The sequence below is a fragment of the Flavobacterium chungbukense genome, assembly GCF_020805785.1.
GTDB classification, from domain to species: domain Bacteria; phylum Bacteroidota; class Bacteroidia; order Flavobacteriales; family Flavobacteriaceae; genus Flavobacterium; species Flavobacterium chungbukense.
This window is the reverse complement of record NZ_JAJGZV010000010.1, coordinates 18,015-33,360: the sequence shown is the minus strand read 5'-3', so window position 1 is coordinate 33,360 and position 15,346 is coordinate 18,015. Positions and strand designations below refer to the sequence as shown.

Below are 15,346 nucleotides of genomic sequence, written 5' to 3'. Positions count from 1 at the left end.
TTCTATATTAGATTTACTTCGAATTTAGAAGAATGAAATATTCGTCATAATCAAAAAAGCAAAGGTTTTATAGGAAATGTGAATGATTGGAAAGTAGTATATAATGAAAATTACGAAGTAAAAGAACTTGCAAATAAAAGAGAGCTGTAAATTAAATCCTGGAAAAACAGAATTAAGATTAAGAAATTAATTAAATTTTATTTACTTTCTTCTAAAGTTATAACTGGCTTAAATTCAATATTTTCACAAGCATAACAATGATCTTTATGAAACTCCCGAAATTCATCAAACTTGGTTGTGTATGTTTTATAACCATCTTTTTCAACTTTAAAATTTCCGAAACACCACGCAAAAGATAAATTTAATGGACTGTGTATCCATTCTATTCTTGATTTTTCATCGAGTTGAAAAACACCTTTTTTATCACTTTTTATAATCTGTGTATTATATTCCGTGTATTCAAAATACCCGTGTTTTTCATTTACTGAACTTAAATATTCAATTCTCGAAACAATAGCGTCTTTTATTGGATTTCCGTTTTTATCAATTATTTTCCCTGTAATTTTTGGAGCATAAATTACTTTTTTTGGATGTACAAATAATGCGATTACAAGAATTAGAAATATTAGCAGAATTATTCTAGTAGCTTTTTTCATTTTGATCTCTAATAATTTACAACTTAATCTCTTTACAAACATAACCTTGATTTTCTGAAAATTCGTTTGGTAAGTTCATTAGGAAAGTTCCTTTCAATTGCCATAATAGTAATGTTCCGTCTTTAAGAAATATCCAGCGGGAAAAACTTCTTTCTGAATTTCTATTTTCTGTTAGTTCAAAGAAAATTGCATCTTTTAATTTTCCGTCGTATTTATTTCTATTAGTTCCGCTTTCTTGCAGGTATTCTTTGAAATTGTTTTCTGCTTGCTTACTCAACGATTTAGATTTAACCCAATGTATTTCTCCTAAACAGTCACCGCAGTTTAAAGTATATTGATAAATTGGATTTTCTTTTAAGGATTGGATTAAATCATCTTTTTTATAAATTATTGATTTTTTTGTACTGAAGATCTCATTTACACCAGAAATAGTGTTGAATCTAATATTTTCTGAAATTGATAAATCCTTTAAAGACATTTCTAAACATTCTCCTCCAAAATTTTTACCCCATTCAATAGAGGACATATCCATAATTTCTGCCTTCGTAATTTCAAATTTCTTTTCTAAAGCTTTGAATGTTCTAGGAAATTTATCTTTAGCTTCTAGATAATGATCTTTATCAACTAGAAAAGTGTTGAAGATTTTACTAATTAGAGAACTATTAAAATTTTTCCCATTTAATCGTTCTTTATTATTAGGATCTTTATCTGGCAATAGTGCCGCGACTAACTCGGAAATTTTTGAATTATAAATTTTTCCTTTCTTTATAATCCAAGGTAACATATAAGGATGCTGTCCAAATGTATAGGCAGAAAGAGTGTCTTTTTCTTTAATAATGCTAACAATAACTAACGGATAATCGTCAGTGCTTTGGGATCCTTCAATAGATGAAGCAGCTTGATTTGCTTTTTTGTAATCTTTTATTGTAGAGATTGCAATAGAATCCATTTGCTTGGTTCTTTTCCAATTTCTGGTATAATCTTTCCAAAGACTTTCAGCATTATCAACAAGCCAAACTGAATCTCTTCCAAAAGAAATCAATGGATTTTTGAACGGGACAGAATCATTTGTTGTTTTAATAAGTTTAATTATTTCATGAACTAATTTTGGATCAACTTTTTCAATAATTGAGTCTGGTTTATTTAATACAGTAAGTAGAAAATTTTCTTTTTTAATTTGATAGTTATTTTCGAAGTTGGACCAGCCTCCATAACTATCTTTGATAATAATTTTATCCCAATCATTTAATGAATCTTTATTATGCTGTCCGATTAAAATTTGAATTTCAAATAAGAATGTAAAAACAAAAAGAATGCATTTTCTCATGATTTTATAGGGATATTCATTTTTATTTAAACGAATATAAGAATATTTGCAACACAATAGGTTCAAGTAATTAAATCAAAAACTCCAAAATAATTAAACTTTGGAGTTTTTGATGCAGACTTTATTTTATACAACAAATAAAATGTTCTTGAATTGAATTAAGTTTTTGAATATTCCCTCCAAGAATAACTTTTATGAACTATTTTCCAGCTTCCTTCATATTTTAATAATAAAAAATAGTCGGTAAAAGTTCGCCAATCTGGAACTATTATTTCTGCTTTAGCAATTGCGGCATCATTTTCTACATCAATTGAAATAATCTTTCCAACTCTGTTTACTTTTTCTCCAGTTTTTATGTTAGCAATATACTCTTCGCCTGAGCGTACCCAAAGCGTATCGTTTGCCACAGTATATAAATTAAAAGTAGGATGAAAAGCTTTTAGAAGTCTTTCTGGCTGTCCGTTAGCAGTTCCTTCTATATAATCATTAAGAATGCTTGTAATTTGTTCCAAATCATTTTTTGATTTTGGTTGCTGAACTTTCAAATTGACTTTTAGAAGCGAGACCACTTCATCTGCTACTTTAATGCCTGAGCTCGGGTCTTGACCTGTTACAAATCTGCCGTCAACGCTATAAAACGCATCTCCTCCGTTTTTAGAAAATATAAAATTCCCTTTATTTTGTTTAATGGTATTGTTTATTGAAAATGGGAAGGATTTATAATATTCAGCATTCTTATTTTCTAATTCATCTGGATACCCCGTAATTTTTAATCCAGCATACAACGATTTTCCTTTTTCATCTTTTAAGTGCACAATTCCTGCTGTTCCGTGGCAGATTGCAGCGATAATTCCGTTGTTATTATAAATCGTTCTTGCGATTTTTTGAATTGTAATATCTTCAGCAACTCCAAACATTGCAGCGCCGCCACCACTATAAAAAATTGCGACATAATCTCTGGAAATAATTGATGATGGTTTCTTAGAATGTTCTAATTTGTTCATAAACCAGCTATCATACAAATATTTTTTCTGCAAACTATCTGATGTGTTGATGTAGCCAATAGGAATTGCCCCGCCTTTTGGACTTACAAAATCAACGGTATAACCAGCTTTTATAAAAATATCATAAGGAACAACGATTTCCTCAAAATGATTGGCAGATGGAATTTTTGTATTTCCATAAAAATCTTGATTTGAAGTGACAAATAAAATTTTGTTTTGCGAATTTGCATTCGAGGCAAATAACAAGAGACGAACAAGTAATAAAACAATTAATTTATTCATATACAGAAGGTTTTTAAAGATTACTTTAAGTTTTAAATTACTTTGTACTTGCCGTAGGAGCTTCAACTGTTTTGTGTGGTGTTCTAGTCGAAATTTTGTCGACAATAAACCAGTCTTGATTTATTTTCATCAAATTGAAATAATCGATAAATAAAAGCTTTGAAGTACTTATTTCGACCTTTGCAGCAGCCACACTATTTGTAATATCAATAGAAATAATTCGTCCTGACCAATTTGAAACTCTTGCGTAAGGAGCTTTGTAACCTTTCATGTAATCAGATTTACGTACAATATTTAACTTATTATCAGCAAAGTATTTTAGCTGCCACGAATCATGAAATGACTGTCCGACCTTAACAGAATCGCCTGTCGCTTGTCCGTCTAAGTACAGGTTAAGTGTTTTTTGAATCGAAAGCCAATCATTGCCAGGATCGCTTACTTGCGAATAGGCATTAAAGAACAAAAAATTTAAGCAAATAAATAAAAAGACTTTTCTCATTTTTAAAATTTTTAAATTAATAATAATGAGACAAATATCCAGCAGATGAAAATTGAAAAGGTTTTAATTTATAAAGTAGAACTCGTAATTTATAATATCAAACTCCTTTTGAATATGATTTTTGATATTCTGCAGGAGTCAGACCGGTTATTTTTTTGAATGCCGTAAAAAATGTAGATTTTGAAGTAAAACCACTATCGTAACCCAAACTTTCATAGGTTAAGTTTTTTTCGGTTTCTAATAATTTTTTAGCTTTTTCAATTCGATACTCTTTTATAAGATTTGAAAATGATTTGCCTAAAACTTCATTTATGTATTGAGATAATAAATGCTTGGTTATTTTTAATTCTTTTGCAGCTTCTTCGAGATTGAAATCTGGATTAAGATAAAGTTCTTTTTCTTCGATAATTACTATTTTTTGACGGATAAGGTCAAGCATTTCAGCATCCATTTCTTTATTCTTGTATTTTTCTTTTTCTTTAAAAAAAATACTTTCACTGGTATTTCTGAAAATTAAAAGCAGAATAATTAAATATAAAATAAAGGTGAAGGACAATGCTCCAACAATGTAAGAAGTATAAGCCGCGCTGGCATAAGCCAACCATATTAGTGAAACGCCAAAGTATATACTAAGAAACCAAATGTCTATTTTCTTTAAATTTTCTTTTTCTTTGAATTTGTAAAAAATAGGCTGAAGATATTTTAATGATAAAACAATATATACCAACCATTGAAAATATATTGCCTTTACAATCCAGAGGCTCCAAATTAACTGATGTTGAGTATAAGGATAAAAAGTCCCTAAAACGGTTATAATTGCTAAATAGGGTATTACGTGTTGAACCCAAGTCGTTTTTCCGTTTTGAGCGTGTGATTTAAGGCTTAAGAAAAGAAAAGGACCGATAAGAACACAAGCCGAAAGTCCGATTTGAATAAAAATATTGGAGAGCGAAGGATTAAAGTAGAAAAAAACAGATTTTATAATTCGAATACTTAAAACCAAAAGCAATAACGATAAAAAGTAATTTGCAAAAATTTTCTTTTTTGCATTGACAGCAAAATAAAATGAGAGTATAAATCCATTAAAAGCTCCTAAAGCACTAAGAAAGAAAAGCAACTGGTTTGATTCCATTAGTATTACCGAATTAGTAATTGCTGACCTCTCAATTTACCAGCTATTTTTATGTTTTTTATCTAAAAACGAATATAACAAATTTTTTACTGAATTTTATCTTGAATTATATTTCCTTGGTTAATCGATCCAATTCTTTTAATAAGGTCGGAAATCTAAATTCTCCATGCATGCTTTCAACTTTTTTTAAAGCCTTATCCAAATCAATTCCGATAGAAGTAATGTACAAAGGTTTTTTACTGTCTCCTCTAAACAATGCTTTTTTGTTCTGTTCTATTGAAGCAAAATTTGTTTTAGCCACACCAATAATCGGGATTTCTTTATTTAATTTTTCGTATAAATAACCGCCTAAACCATATTTCATTTCATCATCTAAATAAACAAACCCGTCAACTACAATTACTTCAATTTCAGATAAATCAATTTGTTGCAGTAAACTTAAAATACAAGGTAATTCTCTTTTGTAAAATTCTCCTGGAATATATTCTTCAACATTTTCAATGATTTCAGAGTAAACTTTAAAATTTTTGCCTTCATTCCATTCTTCGAATTCAAGACAAACAGTTTTTGCTTTTTGATCAAAATAGTACGTGTCAAAAGCTAAGATTTTATTGGGCATTTATGTTTTTATTTTGAATTAATTTTCTGTAATTCAGCATACATTTCATTTAAAAATGATTGCTGTTTGGTATCGTCTTTAAAATAACGTTGATATATTACGCTGCAACTTTCTACATCTGCTATATTTTGTTTATTAAAAGACCAATCATCCGTATTTTTAATAGTAATTCCGAGATCAGTACTGCAACTTTGCCATAATTCTGAAAATCTCGTTTTATTATCCTCGCTCAATTTGGTAAAATCTGCCGTAACAGTATAACCTCGCATTTCTGAATTGAAAAATTTATAAATAGATCTCACAGGAACGCCTCCCCAAATTAATTCTTTACCGGCAGGAAATTCAATTGTAGTGAGTTTTTCTTCACGCATTTTGTGATCTTGTTTTCCTTCAACAAAAAAATGCTCTTCATAAACTAATTTTGAACCAATTGGAACTTGAATTTTCTTTACTACCAAAGGTTCAGTAGTGATAAAATATGGATAATTTGGTGTAGAATTTCCTCCGGTTGGATTCATATTTCCAACGCAGCCAGTTAGAATCGCAGAGAAAAGAAAAGAGAATGGTTTGAAGATTTTCATACTTTTAAATCATAACATTATGAGCTAATATAAGAAAAAACTTTACTTTCATATTGCTTAGATTGAGTTCTTCCTAAAAAAAATAGTAACTTAGAGTATAATCAATTAAAACTAAAACTCATGAAAACTAAAATGATATGGGGAAACCTTGTTTCTAATGATTTACAAAAAACAATTCAATTTTACACTGATTTAGGTTTCAAACAAAACGGAAAAGAAACAGAAGATTTAGTGAGTTTTATATTTGCTGAAAATAATTTCATCATTAACTTTTTTGTTCCCCAAAGATTACAAATTGCTGTAAAAGGAAAATTGGCAAACACCAAAACAGAAAACGAAATTATCTTTTCTTTATCAGCAAAGAGTAGAGAAGAAGTGGATCTTTGGTATAAAAAAGTAAAAGAAATCGGAGGAATTATTTTCTCTGAGCCAGAAAATTTTGAAGTTGGTTATACTTTTGGTTTTGCAGATCCAGACGGACATAAATTTAATTTTTTATATTGGCCGGGAATGTAGTTATAATACATTATTCGTAGTCTGAATCACAATATTCATTATAAAAGAAAACCATGTCTTTGATATTATTTTTGGTGATTTTTTTACTATTGATTTTTTCTACGACTTTTTTACAATCTGCAAAGTATTTTTTTGCTCTTAGAGTAAAGCTAAATTCAATATCTGTTGCATAAGGTTCATTCTTACGTTTTACATATAACGCTTCAGTCATTGCCCAAACTTTGTCTTCATCTGAAGGCAATTTCCCTATAGATAAATTGGAACTTCGACCTATATAATACTCTTTTGCGTATCTGTAAAGATTTACATTTCCTTCTTCAACAACTTGCAACAACTTTGGTTTTGAATGCTCAAATTCAATATATTCATATTTTTCAGAATATCCGTAAGATGAAAAAATTAATCCTTTTGCAAAATCATAACTCCATTTATCTGCTTTATCTTCTTGTTTTACTTTAAAATATATATCATTATTTTTAATTTCAGCAAAACCTTCAATAGAGCTACTATCCTTAAATATTATAAATGCTTCTCTATAATCTTGGCTAAATCCTAGATTAATAAAAAGAACAAATAGAAGCTGTAGAATTAATTTCATTGTTTCGTTTTTCAGTTTGCTAATATAAATATATCGGCAGTATTTTTTGCCATATGACAAATTCTCTATAAAAACTTATTCCTAACTTTCGTGCATGAAAGAATTAGTAAATTATATATTGCAGTTTGGCAATTTAAATCAACAGCAGATTGATTTGATTTTATCTAAAGCTCAAGAAAGAGAAATTCGAAAAGAGGCGTATTTTTCTGAAGCTGGAAAAGTTTCTGTTGAAGTTGGTTTTATTTTAGAAGGAATTCTGCGAGTTTGTTATTACAACAATAAAGGTGAAGAAATCACAAAATATTTTATAGACGAAAATAATCTGGTTGTAGATTTAGAAAGTTTCGATAACAATATTTGCTCTTCTGCCTATGTACAAGCAGTTACAGATTGTAAAATGATTGTATTTTCTAAAAAAAACTGGCAAGAATTATTAGACACGATTATTGGCTGGGATACTATTGTGCACAAAATAATTTCAAAAGCTTTAATCCAGAAAGTAGCCAGAAGAAGTCCGCTGGTTTCTGAAGATGCTACAACGCGTTATTTATCTTTTATGGAAATGTTTCCAAATGTAATCAATCGTGTTCCGCTTTCTTATTTGGCTTCTTACTTAGGAATTACGCAATCTTCTTTGAGCAGAATTAGAAAAAATATTCGCTAAAAATCGCTTTTTGCCATTTGGCAAATGTTTTTATTTTTTATCGATGGAACTTTGTAATCAATAATTTAAAAAGATAAAAAATGGATTCAGTATTAATTACAGGCGCAAATAGAAGCATAGGTTTAGAAACAACAAAACAGCTTTCGGAAAAAGGATTATTTGTTTATTTAGGAAGTCGTGATCTTGCAAAAGGTGAAGAAGTTGTAAAAGAATTAAACCAAAAAGGATTTCAAAACATCAAAGCGATTCAGATTGATGTTACAAACGACGAAAGTGTTTTAGAGGCGAAAAATAGTATAGAAAAGGAGCAAGGCAAATTAGATATTTTAATCAATAATGCCGGAATTTTAGGTGATGTTCCACAAGATTCGTCTACAACCTCTGTGGCAAATATTCAGAATGTTTTTGATACCAATTTTTTTGGAGTAATCAGAGTAACACAAGCATTTATTGAATTATTAAAAAAATCCGAGAATCCGAGAATCAGTAATATTACTTCAGGGCTTGGTTCTCTTACGCTACATAGTGATCCCAGCTGGAAATATTATGCTTTTAAAGCGGTTTCTTATGTTTCCTCAAAAACAGCTTTAAATGCTTTTACCATTACTTTGGCACATGAACTAAAAGATTTAGGTTTTAAAGTAAATGCAATTGATCCAGGTTATACCGCAACTGATTTTAATCATCATAGCGGACCTGCGAGTGTAGAAAGCGCAGCAAGTTTCATCATTAAACATACTTTAGATGAAAACGGGTCAACAGGAAAATTCTACAGCCCCGATATAGAAAACGAAAGCGAAGAAAGTCCTTGGTAAAATAAAGGATAAAAATATTTAAACCCTCATAAATATTGATTTTATGAGGGTTTAAGCATTTAAATAACGCTTAATTTTGAAGAAAAGTAGTATTTTAGTCGGCAATACGTTTGAATAGAAATTAGTAAAGAAAATACCATGTCAATTATAACAGAAGCAGAATTAATCGGAATGAAAAAAGCGAGTGAAGCAGTTGCTTTTACTTTGAAAGAAATGAGAAAATTTGCCAAACCCGGAATCTCTACAAAAGAATTAGATGATTATGGCGGACAAATTCTGAATGATTTAGGAGCTAAATCTGCGCCGTATTTGACTTACGGTTTTCCTGGATGGACATGCATTAGTGTTGATAATGAATTTTGTCACGGAATTCCGTCTGATAAAAGAATTTTGCAAGAAGGAGATTTAATTAATATTGATGTTTCTGCAGAATTAGGCGGTTTTTGGTCCGATAACGGCGGTTCTTTTGTGATTGGATCTGATGTAAACGAACATCAAAAATTAGTAGAAGCTTCAAAAGATATTTTACACAAAGCTATTTACAACATCAAAGGCGGCGTTCGTATTTCTGATATTGGATTTCTGATTGAAACTGAAGCTAAAAAACGAGGTTATAAAGTCATTAAAAATTTAACGGGGCATGGAGTAGGGAGAAGCCTTCACGAAGCACCACACGAAATTGCCAATTATAGAGATCGTTTTAACCAAACCAGATTTAAGAAAAATTCTGTTGTTGCCATTGAAACGTTTATTTCAACCACTTCTACTTATGCAGAAACGTTGCAAGACGGCTGGACAATGGTAGGAAATAAAGGCGGATTTATGGCGCAACACGAACATACTATCGTAGTGACAGAAGGAAAACCCATTATTCTGACCGAAATGAATGAAATTTGGAATTAAGCAATTAACAATTGATAATTGACAATTTATAATTATCAATTGTTAATTATAAATTGTTTATGATGGTTCCCAAAGTTCAATTTTATTGCCTTCAGTATCCATTATATGAACAAATTTTCCGTAATCATACGTTTCGATATCATCTAAAATGGTAACTCCATTTTCTTTTAATTTTGCTACAAGTCCTTCGATATTTTGAACGCGATAATTGACCATAAAATCTTTTTTAGACGGAGAAAAATATTCGTCACCTTTCTTAAAAGGACACCATTGTGTCGATTCAATTTGTTCGGGATTTTCTAAATTTCTAGATTCAAAACTGGCAGAACCCCAATCGTTAATTTCTAAACCTAAATTTTTGGCGTACCAATCTTTAGCCTCTTTTGGATTGTCAAGAAAAAAGAAAATTCCGCCAATTCCTGTGACTTTTGGTGTAATTTCGTTTGAATTATTTTCCATATAAGTAGTTATTTAGGATTGTTAAATACCATTATTTTAAAAGTCTAAGGTATTAAAATATTTATTGCGTTTTCCATTTTTATTGTTTTGAATTATCTTTACATCAAAGCTTTTATTCTAAAACAGGTCCAAATGAAAACAGAAAGAATTTACAAAATATTATTTTCTAGTGTTTATCCTTTATACATTCAAAAAGTAGAAAAGAAAGAACGCACCAAAGAAGAACTAGATATTGTAATAAAATGGTTAACAGGGTATAATGACAATCAACTTAAAGAACAAATTGAAAAGAAAGTAGACTTTCAAACTTTCTTTGAAGAAGCGCCGCAAATCAATCCAAACGCTTCGAAAATTACTGGAGTTATCTGCGGTTATAGAGTGGAAGAAATTGAAGATCCGTTAATTCAAAAATTGCGTTATCTAGACAAATTGGTCGATGAACTTGCGAAAGGAAAGAAAATGGAAAAGATTTTAAGAGAATAATCAAAAACGAAAAACCTCCAAAAATCAATTTGAAGGCTTCTATTTTTAAACTCTTAATAACCCACGAAATCCTCTCGCGGCATAATATGATTCTGCACCGTTATGATAAACAAAAGCGGTATTGTATCTAAAATCACAGAAAATAGCGCCACCTAATTTTCTAATTTCTGGCGGAGTCAAAATCCAGCTAGACGTTTTGGTGTCAAATTTCCCTAATTTTTGTAAATCTTTATATTGTTCTTCGTTTAAGATTTCAATTCCCATTTCTTCTGCCATATTTACAGCACTGTTAGCGGGTTTGTGTTCTTTTCTTTTTTCAAGCGCTTCATGATCGTAACAAACACTTCTGCGTCCCTTTGGACTTTCTGGCGCACAATCTACAAATAGATATTCGTCAGTATTTTTATCATAGCCCACAACATCTGGTTCGCCTTCAGTGTTTTCCATTTGTTCCAGTGACCATAATTTTTCCGGATTTACTTTTAGTTTGGCTTCAATTTTAGACCAATCCAAATTTTCATGACGATTTTTATTCTTTTCGAAACGTTTCTCAAGCGTACTTAAAATTTCTTCTTGTTCGTTTGGTGTCAATTCTTTTTTCATGTTTTTGTGTTTTTAATTAGAACTGCACTTTCTATTTTCAGGTCTGAAGTACCAAGAAATTACAGTCAAAACAATTAATAAAATTGGTCCAAAAAATGCTGAAGCGTCATCTCCAACAGCTAAATGCGAAACTACAGCTCCAGACATTGCAAAGAAAAAACCAGCATAAGCCCATTCTTTCAACAAACCAAATTTCGGAATTAAAATTGCAATAACACCTAAAAGTTTCCAAACGCCTAAAAGAGTCAAAAAGTAAAGCGGATAACCTAAATGTTTTATCATTTCAGCTTCTTCTTTTAATGGTATAAGCTGTACAATTCCTGTAGAAGTCATTCCCAAAGCCAACCAAAGTGTAGCAATCCAAAAAATAATCTTGTTTCTTTTACTCATAATTTTTTATTTCAGTTTAGTTAAAATTTCTTCTAATCTGTTGTGTGCCATGTTTAATCCTTGTGCAAATGGCAGTTTAAGCTGCGTCATTCGATGCTCAATAGATTTGTAAATAATCTGCATGGTCAATTTACTTGTTTCTTCAGTTAATCTTTCAAATTCTAAAAACTCTAATTGAGGGGCAAAGTTTACATTATCCATTTCAAAAGTGCGGACAATCTTCTCGTTTGGAACGATATCATGAATAACACCATGTGCTTTAAAAACTACATTTCCAGCTGGATCGCTCGTTTCAAATTCCCAACCGCCATGTTTCTGGCTTTCAAGTTTTATCACTTTAGCTCCCATCCATTGTGCTACGATTTCTGGCTCTATATAAGCTTTGAATAAAAGTTCTACCGGAAGATCAAATTCTCTCGTAATAACAAGATCTTGTCTATAGTCTTCAGCGTGGATTTTTGTCTTTTTTTCCATGTCCTATTTTTTATAATTTTTCATGATTGCTTCTAACTTATTAAATCGTTCGTCCCACATTTTTCTAAAAGGCTCAATAAAATTGTCAATTTCTTTCATCTTATTAGGATTTAGATGGTAGTAAATTTCTCTTCCGTTTTGTGTCTGATTTAATAATTCACATTCGCTAAGAATCTGAATATGTTTTGAAATTGTCTGTCTCGACGAATTAAAATTCTCTGCAATTGCGCCAGGAGTCATACTCTGAATCGCAACTAAACTCAATATAGCTCTTCTTGTCGGATCGGCTATAGCCTGAAAAACATCTCTTCTAATTTCCATTATGCAGTTATTTGACTGCAAATATAGTGAAGTTATTTGACTGCGCAATATTTTTTTAATTATTTTTAAAAAAGAAAAACCTCCAAACATTTAAATTTGAAGGTTTTGTATAAAATAAAAGTCACTTTAATCCAATCCAGCAAACTGAAAAGGCTTCGTTTCTTTGAAGTTTAGCAGCGAATCACCAGAATAATTTTCATTATTGGCCAAAGTCAACTTTTTGATTTTTCCTTTTTCACTAAAATCAATTTTATTGAATTCAACCCAAATCACATTCGGATTTAACACATTATCAAAATAATACACTAGGTTTTTTTGATCTGCAACGGTTCTCCAACGAGTAGAAGAGATGTTAGGCTCAGTTTCTGATGAAATTCCCAGCGGAACAGAACAATTTCTAATTACACCAAAAACACTTGCCAAAGCCGTTCTAGTATTATCCGTTTTCGGAATCGCGTCTATATAATAAGAAGCGCGAACAAATCGATCTGCGGCTCTGTTAGTTCCTGGAAGCATAATAGTTCCGGGTATACTTTTCCAGTACGAATTAATCGCTAATTGTTCATCAAAAATGGGAGAATTAGTCATCGCCACATATTTTCTATCGTGGTGAATAACCAGTTTACCGTTTATATATTCGAAAATAGCATTGTCTCCAGTTGCATCTGAAATGGATAAATGAACCGTTGCAAAAATATCGGTTCCTGGAATATGAGAAGAAGCAATAACAAAATCTCTTTTTTCTAATGCGGCAACAGCTTCAGAAACCGTCGAAAAATTATCTAAAACATATTGCAGCCATAAAGAAACAGCCAAGCCTTTTACTTTTCCGTTTTTCTCAAATTTTGGATATTGAGATTCTACCAACCATAAAAGATTGCCAACAAGGCCTTTTTCGTTCATTCCGTCTGAAGAAGCAATGTCCCACGAGCTTGTAATGACACTTCCGTATTTAGATTTCCATTTTACAGAACTGCTTCCAGCTTCGCCAAATCGTTCGATTCCACGCGGAAATATCCATAAATTGGCCGGAATTTCTCCTTTCCAATCCATTGAACGTGCCGTGATAATGGTGCCATTTAGCCCTTCATAAACTATTCTGGTACATGGAAAAATGGTTTGCGAGAACAATAAAGTAAAAGCTAAAAAAAGTAGCAGAAAGCTGTTTTTGGATTTCATAATTGTAGAAGTTTTAATGAAACAAATTATTGAAAGGTTATTATTTTTGAAATAGAATAGACTAAAATTATAAGATTTATCTGCAATTTAAGGAATTTATATCTCAAAGTAAAATTCAAATCATTAATAATGAATAACATGCAATCATTAAAATAGTGATCGTATAATTTTAAATATTTGTACAGAAATAGAAAAAAAGCGCCAAGTTAATTCTAGCGCCTTTTCTGCTTTTAAAGCTGTACACTTTTTTCGATCTTAATTTGTTCCAAAAAAGATTGATCGTGTGAAATAACGATCAAAGTGCCACTATATTCATTGATAGCCGCAGTTAGAATTTCAATATTTTGAATATCTAAATTATTCGTAGGTTCATCTAAAACAATAACTTCTGGTGATTCGTTACTAATGATTAAACAACAAAGTATCAAACGCATTCTTTCGCCGCCGCTTAAAACTTTGCAAGGTTTATCCCAATCCTTTTGCGCGAATAAAAAACGATTCAGTCTCATTTTGATATCATGTTCTTCTAAACCGCAATCATTGAAAACTTGTGCTTGCTCGTAGATTTTCAGATTATTATCAATAAGTGAATAATCTTGATCGATATAAATTGATTTTTTTTCTAATGCAGTAACATTTCCTGTTTTAGGAATTAATTTGCCTAGAATAATTTGAATCAAAGTCGTTTTTCCTGAACCATTTAAACCTTTAATTGCCAAACGATCACCGGAAAAAATTTCAAAACTTAGATTTTCATTCCAAAGCGATTGATTTTTATAACTATAATTGATTTCATCTGCTTTAAAAAGCATTTTTCCTTTATGAAACGTTGACGTATTAAACCCAAATTTTATTTGATCTATTGCCGGAAGATTGGATCTCAATTGTCGTAAATCTTCAGAAATACCGGTGATTTTTTCTGCATGAACATCTTTTAATTTCGAACTGCTGTTTTCTGCATTATTTCGAAGCGTATTCATCATAATCCTTGCGACACCCGATTTTTCCTGTTTCTTTTTACCTCTTGAATCTAATTTATTCTGGCGTTCAATTGTTTCGCGTTCTTTTTCTTTAGCTTTCCTGAGTGCTTTTTCCTTGCTTTGAACATCTTGTTCTAAAGCATTATTTTCAACTTTTTTTTGTTCATTATAAAAATCATAATTTCCGCCGTAAACTGAAATTCCGTCTTTACTCAATTCAAGCGTTTTATTTAGGATATTGAGTAAAGTTCTGTCGTGACTGACAACTAATAACGAACTCGAAGTAGATTTAATAAAATCGTACAGCAATGTTCTTCCAGCAAAATCGAGATGATTACTAGGTTCATCCAGCAAAACCACTTTTGGTTGATGAATGATAATTCCAGCCAAAAAAACTTTTGTTTTCTGACCTCCGCTCAAAGTTTCCATTTTCTGATTCAAATCTAAATCCAGAAGATTCCAATACGATAAAGCTTCATGACAACGTTCTTCGATTGTCCAATCATCGTCTAATAATTGCATGTTTTCTTCTGTTACAACACCTTCAAGTATTGCTTTAAGTGACTCTATTTTATCCTTTATTTGTAAAGCATCAGCAATTGTCAATTCATTAAACTGACCAAATTGCTGTGGTACAAAATAAGGCTTTGAATTCTGATTTATTTGACCTGAAAAAGCTTTCAGTTCGCCAGAAATAATTTTTAATAATGTCGACTTTCCAACGCCGTTATTTCCGACTAATGCCGTTTTATCGTGATCGTTTATAGTAAAACTTACGTTTTGAAACAGCATGTCTTTATTCTCATGCTGATATGAGATATTTTGAAGAATAAGCATAATTACTTTCTTTAAGAGATTAAA

The 15,346-nt window shown here is 30.8% G+C and carries 20 protein-coding genes; 5 read left to right on the top strand and 15 right to left on the bottom strand.

Annotated elements, in window-relative coordinates; all coding sequences use genetic code 11:
* Nucleotides 1–197: 197 nt before the first annotated feature.
* The 7 genes from LL966_RS20645 to LL966_RS20615 all read right to left on the bottom strand — a co-directional run bounded on the left by LL966_RS20645 (nucleotide 198) and on the right by LL966_RS20615 (nucleotide 6,100).
* Nucleotides 198–656: a hypothetical protein gene (locus LL966_RS20645; RefSeq protein ID WP_229355885.1), complete on the bottom strand. Its 459-nt coding sequence runs from the start codon at nucleotides 654–656 to the stop codon at nucleotides 198–200.
* Nucleotides 657–672: 16 nt separating this feature from the next.
* Entirely contained in the window at nucleotides 673–1,983 is a 1,311-nt protein-coding gene (locus tag LL966_RS20640; protein ID WP_229355884.1) for a hypothetical protein, read from the bottom strand.
* 158 nt (nucleotides 1,984–2,141) lie between these two features.
* Nucleotides 2,142–3,269 (bottom strand): nuclear transport factor 2 family protein, encoded by a 1,128-nt coding sequence (locus tag LL966_RS20635; RefSeq protein ID WP_229355883.1) that lies wholly within the window; start codon nucleotides 3,267–3,269, stop codon nucleotides 2,142–2,144.
* 37 nt (nucleotides 3,270–3,306) lie between these two features.
* Nucleotides 3,307–3,768 carry a nuclear transport factor 2 family protein gene (locus tag LL966_RS20630; RefSeq protein ID WP_229355881.1) on the bottom strand — a complete coding sequence of 154 codons (462 nt, stop codon included), beginning with the start codon at nucleotides 3,766–3,768 and terminating at the stop codon, nucleotides 3,307–3,309.
* Between the two features lie 97 nt (nucleotides 3,769–3,865).
* Nucleotides 3,866–4,900 (bottom strand): helix-turn-helix domain-containing protein, encoded by a 1,035-nt coding sequence (locus tag LL966_RS20625; RefSeq protein WP_229355879.1) that lies wholly within the window; start codon nucleotides 4,898–4,900, stop codon nucleotides 3,866–3,868.
* Nucleotides 4,901–5,006: 106 nt separating this feature from the next.
* Nucleotides 5,007–5,519 (bottom strand): endonuclease V, encoded by a 513-nt coding sequence (locus LL966_RS20620; protein ID WP_229355877.1) that lies wholly within the window; start codon nucleotides 5,517–5,519, stop codon nucleotides 5,007–5,009.
* 8 nt (nucleotides 5,520–5,527) lie between these two features.
* Entirely contained in the window at nucleotides 5,528–6,100 is a 573-nt protein-coding gene (locus LL966_RS20615; protein WP_229355876.1) for a hypothetical protein, read from the bottom strand.
* 120 nt (nucleotides 6,101–6,220) lie between these two features.
* Here LL966_RS20615 and LL966_RS20610 point away from each other — a divergent pair, with 120 nt between their 5' ends.
* A complete protein-coding gene (locus LL966_RS20610; RefSeq protein ID WP_229355874.1) occupies nucleotides 6,221–6,616 on the top strand; it encodes a VOC family protein in 396 nt (131 codons plus the stop codon).
* 10 nt (nucleotides 6,617–6,626) lie between these two features.
* On the opposite strand, the gene LL966_RS20605 is transcribed toward LL966_RS20610, so the two are convergent.
* Complete coding sequence (locus LL966_RS20605; protein ID WP_229355872.1) at nucleotides 6,627–7,214, bottom strand: hypothetical protein; 588 nt, start codon at nucleotides 7,212–7,214, stop codon at nucleotides 6,627–6,629.
* Between the two features lie 94 nt (nucleotides 7,215–7,308).
* Here LL966_RS20605 and LL966_RS20600 point away from each other — a divergent pair, with 94 nt between their 5' ends.
* The 3 genes from LL966_RS20600 (at nucleotide 7,309) to map (ending at nucleotide 9,596) form a co-directional block, all read left to right on the top strand.
* The gene (locus tag LL966_RS20600; protein WP_229355871.1) at nucleotides 7,309–7,878 is read left to right on the top strand and encodes a Crp/Fnr family transcriptional regulator; all 570 of its coding nucleotides are present in this window, start codon (nucleotides 7,309–7,311) and stop codon (nucleotides 7,876–7,878) included.
* A gap of 80 nt (nucleotides 7,879–7,958) precedes the next feature.
* Complete coding sequence (locus LL966_RS20595) at nucleotides 7,959–8,693, top strand: SDR family NAD(P)-dependent oxidoreductase (RefSeq protein ID WP_229355869.1); 735 nt, start codon at nucleotides 7,959–7,961, stop codon at nucleotides 8,691–8,693.
* A 138-nt stretch (nucleotides 8,694–8,831) separates the two neighbouring features.
* Nucleotides 8,832–9,596: a type I methionyl aminopeptidase gene (gene map, locus LL966_RS20590; RefSeq protein WP_229355868.1), complete on the top strand. Its 765-nt coding sequence runs from the start codon at nucleotides 8,832–8,834 to the stop codon at nucleotides 9,594–9,596.
* 57 nt (nucleotides 9,597–9,653) lie between these two features.
* On the opposite strand, the gene LL966_RS20585 is transcribed toward map, so the two are convergent.
* On the bottom strand, nucleotides 9,654–10,055 hold the full coding sequence (locus tag LL966_RS20585; RefSeq protein ID WP_229355867.1) for a VOC family protein: 402 nt from the start codon (nucleotides 10,053–10,055) through the stop codon (nucleotides 9,654–9,656).
* Between the two features lie 132 nt (nucleotides 10,056–10,187).
* Between LL966_RS20585 and LL966_RS20580 the strand changes: the two genes are divergently transcribed.
* Entirely contained in the window at nucleotides 10,188–10,538 is a 351-nt protein-coding gene (locus LL966_RS20580) for a DUF2200 domain-containing protein (RefSeq protein ID WP_229355865.1), read from the top strand.
* A 45-nt stretch (nucleotides 10,539–10,583) separates the two neighbouring features.
* On the opposite strand, the gene LL966_RS20575 is transcribed toward LL966_RS20580, so the two are convergent.
* The 6 genes from LL966_RS20575 to abc-f form a co-directional block, all read right to left on the bottom strand.
* Nucleotides 10,584–11,141, bottom strand: a complete 558-nt coding sequence (locus LL966_RS20575; protein WP_229355863.1) for a DUF4256 domain-containing protein — start codon at nucleotides 11,139–11,141, stop codon at nucleotides 10,584–10,586.
* Between the two features lie 12 nt (nucleotides 11,142–11,153).
* A complete protein-coding gene (locus LL966_RS20570) occupies nucleotides 11,154–11,531 on the bottom strand; it encodes a DoxX family protein (protein ID WP_229355860.1) in 378 nt (125 codons plus the stop codon).
* 6 nt (nucleotides 11,532–11,537) lie between these two features.
* Complete coding sequence (locus tag LL966_RS20565; protein ID WP_229355858.1) at nucleotides 11,538–12,005, bottom strand: SRPBCC domain-containing protein; 468 nt, start codon at nucleotides 12,003–12,005, stop codon at nucleotides 11,538–11,540.
* A 3-nt stretch (nucleotides 12,006–12,008) separates the two neighbouring features.
* Nucleotides 12,009–12,326, bottom strand: coding sequence for an ArsR/SmtB family transcription factor (locus LL966_RS20560; RefSeq protein WP_229355856.1), 318 nt, complete (start codon nucleotides 12,324–12,326; stop codon nucleotides 12,009–12,011).
* A gap of 126 nt (nucleotides 12,327–12,452) precedes the next feature.
* Nucleotides 12,453–13,505: a linear amide C-N hydrolase gene (locus LL966_RS20555; protein WP_229355855.1), complete on the bottom strand. Its 1,053-nt coding sequence runs from the start codon at nucleotides 13,503–13,505 to the stop codon at nucleotides 12,453–12,455.
* A 230-nt stretch (nucleotides 13,506–13,735) separates the two neighbouring features.
* Nucleotides 13,736–15,322 carry a ribosomal protection-like ABC-F family protein gene (abc-f, locus tag LL966_RS20550; RefSeq protein WP_229355854.1) on the bottom strand — a complete coding sequence of 529 codons (1,587 nt, stop codon included), beginning with the start codon at nucleotides 15,320–15,322 and terminating at the stop codon, nucleotides 13,736–13,738.
* Nucleotides 15,323–15,346: the final 24 nt, after the last annotated feature.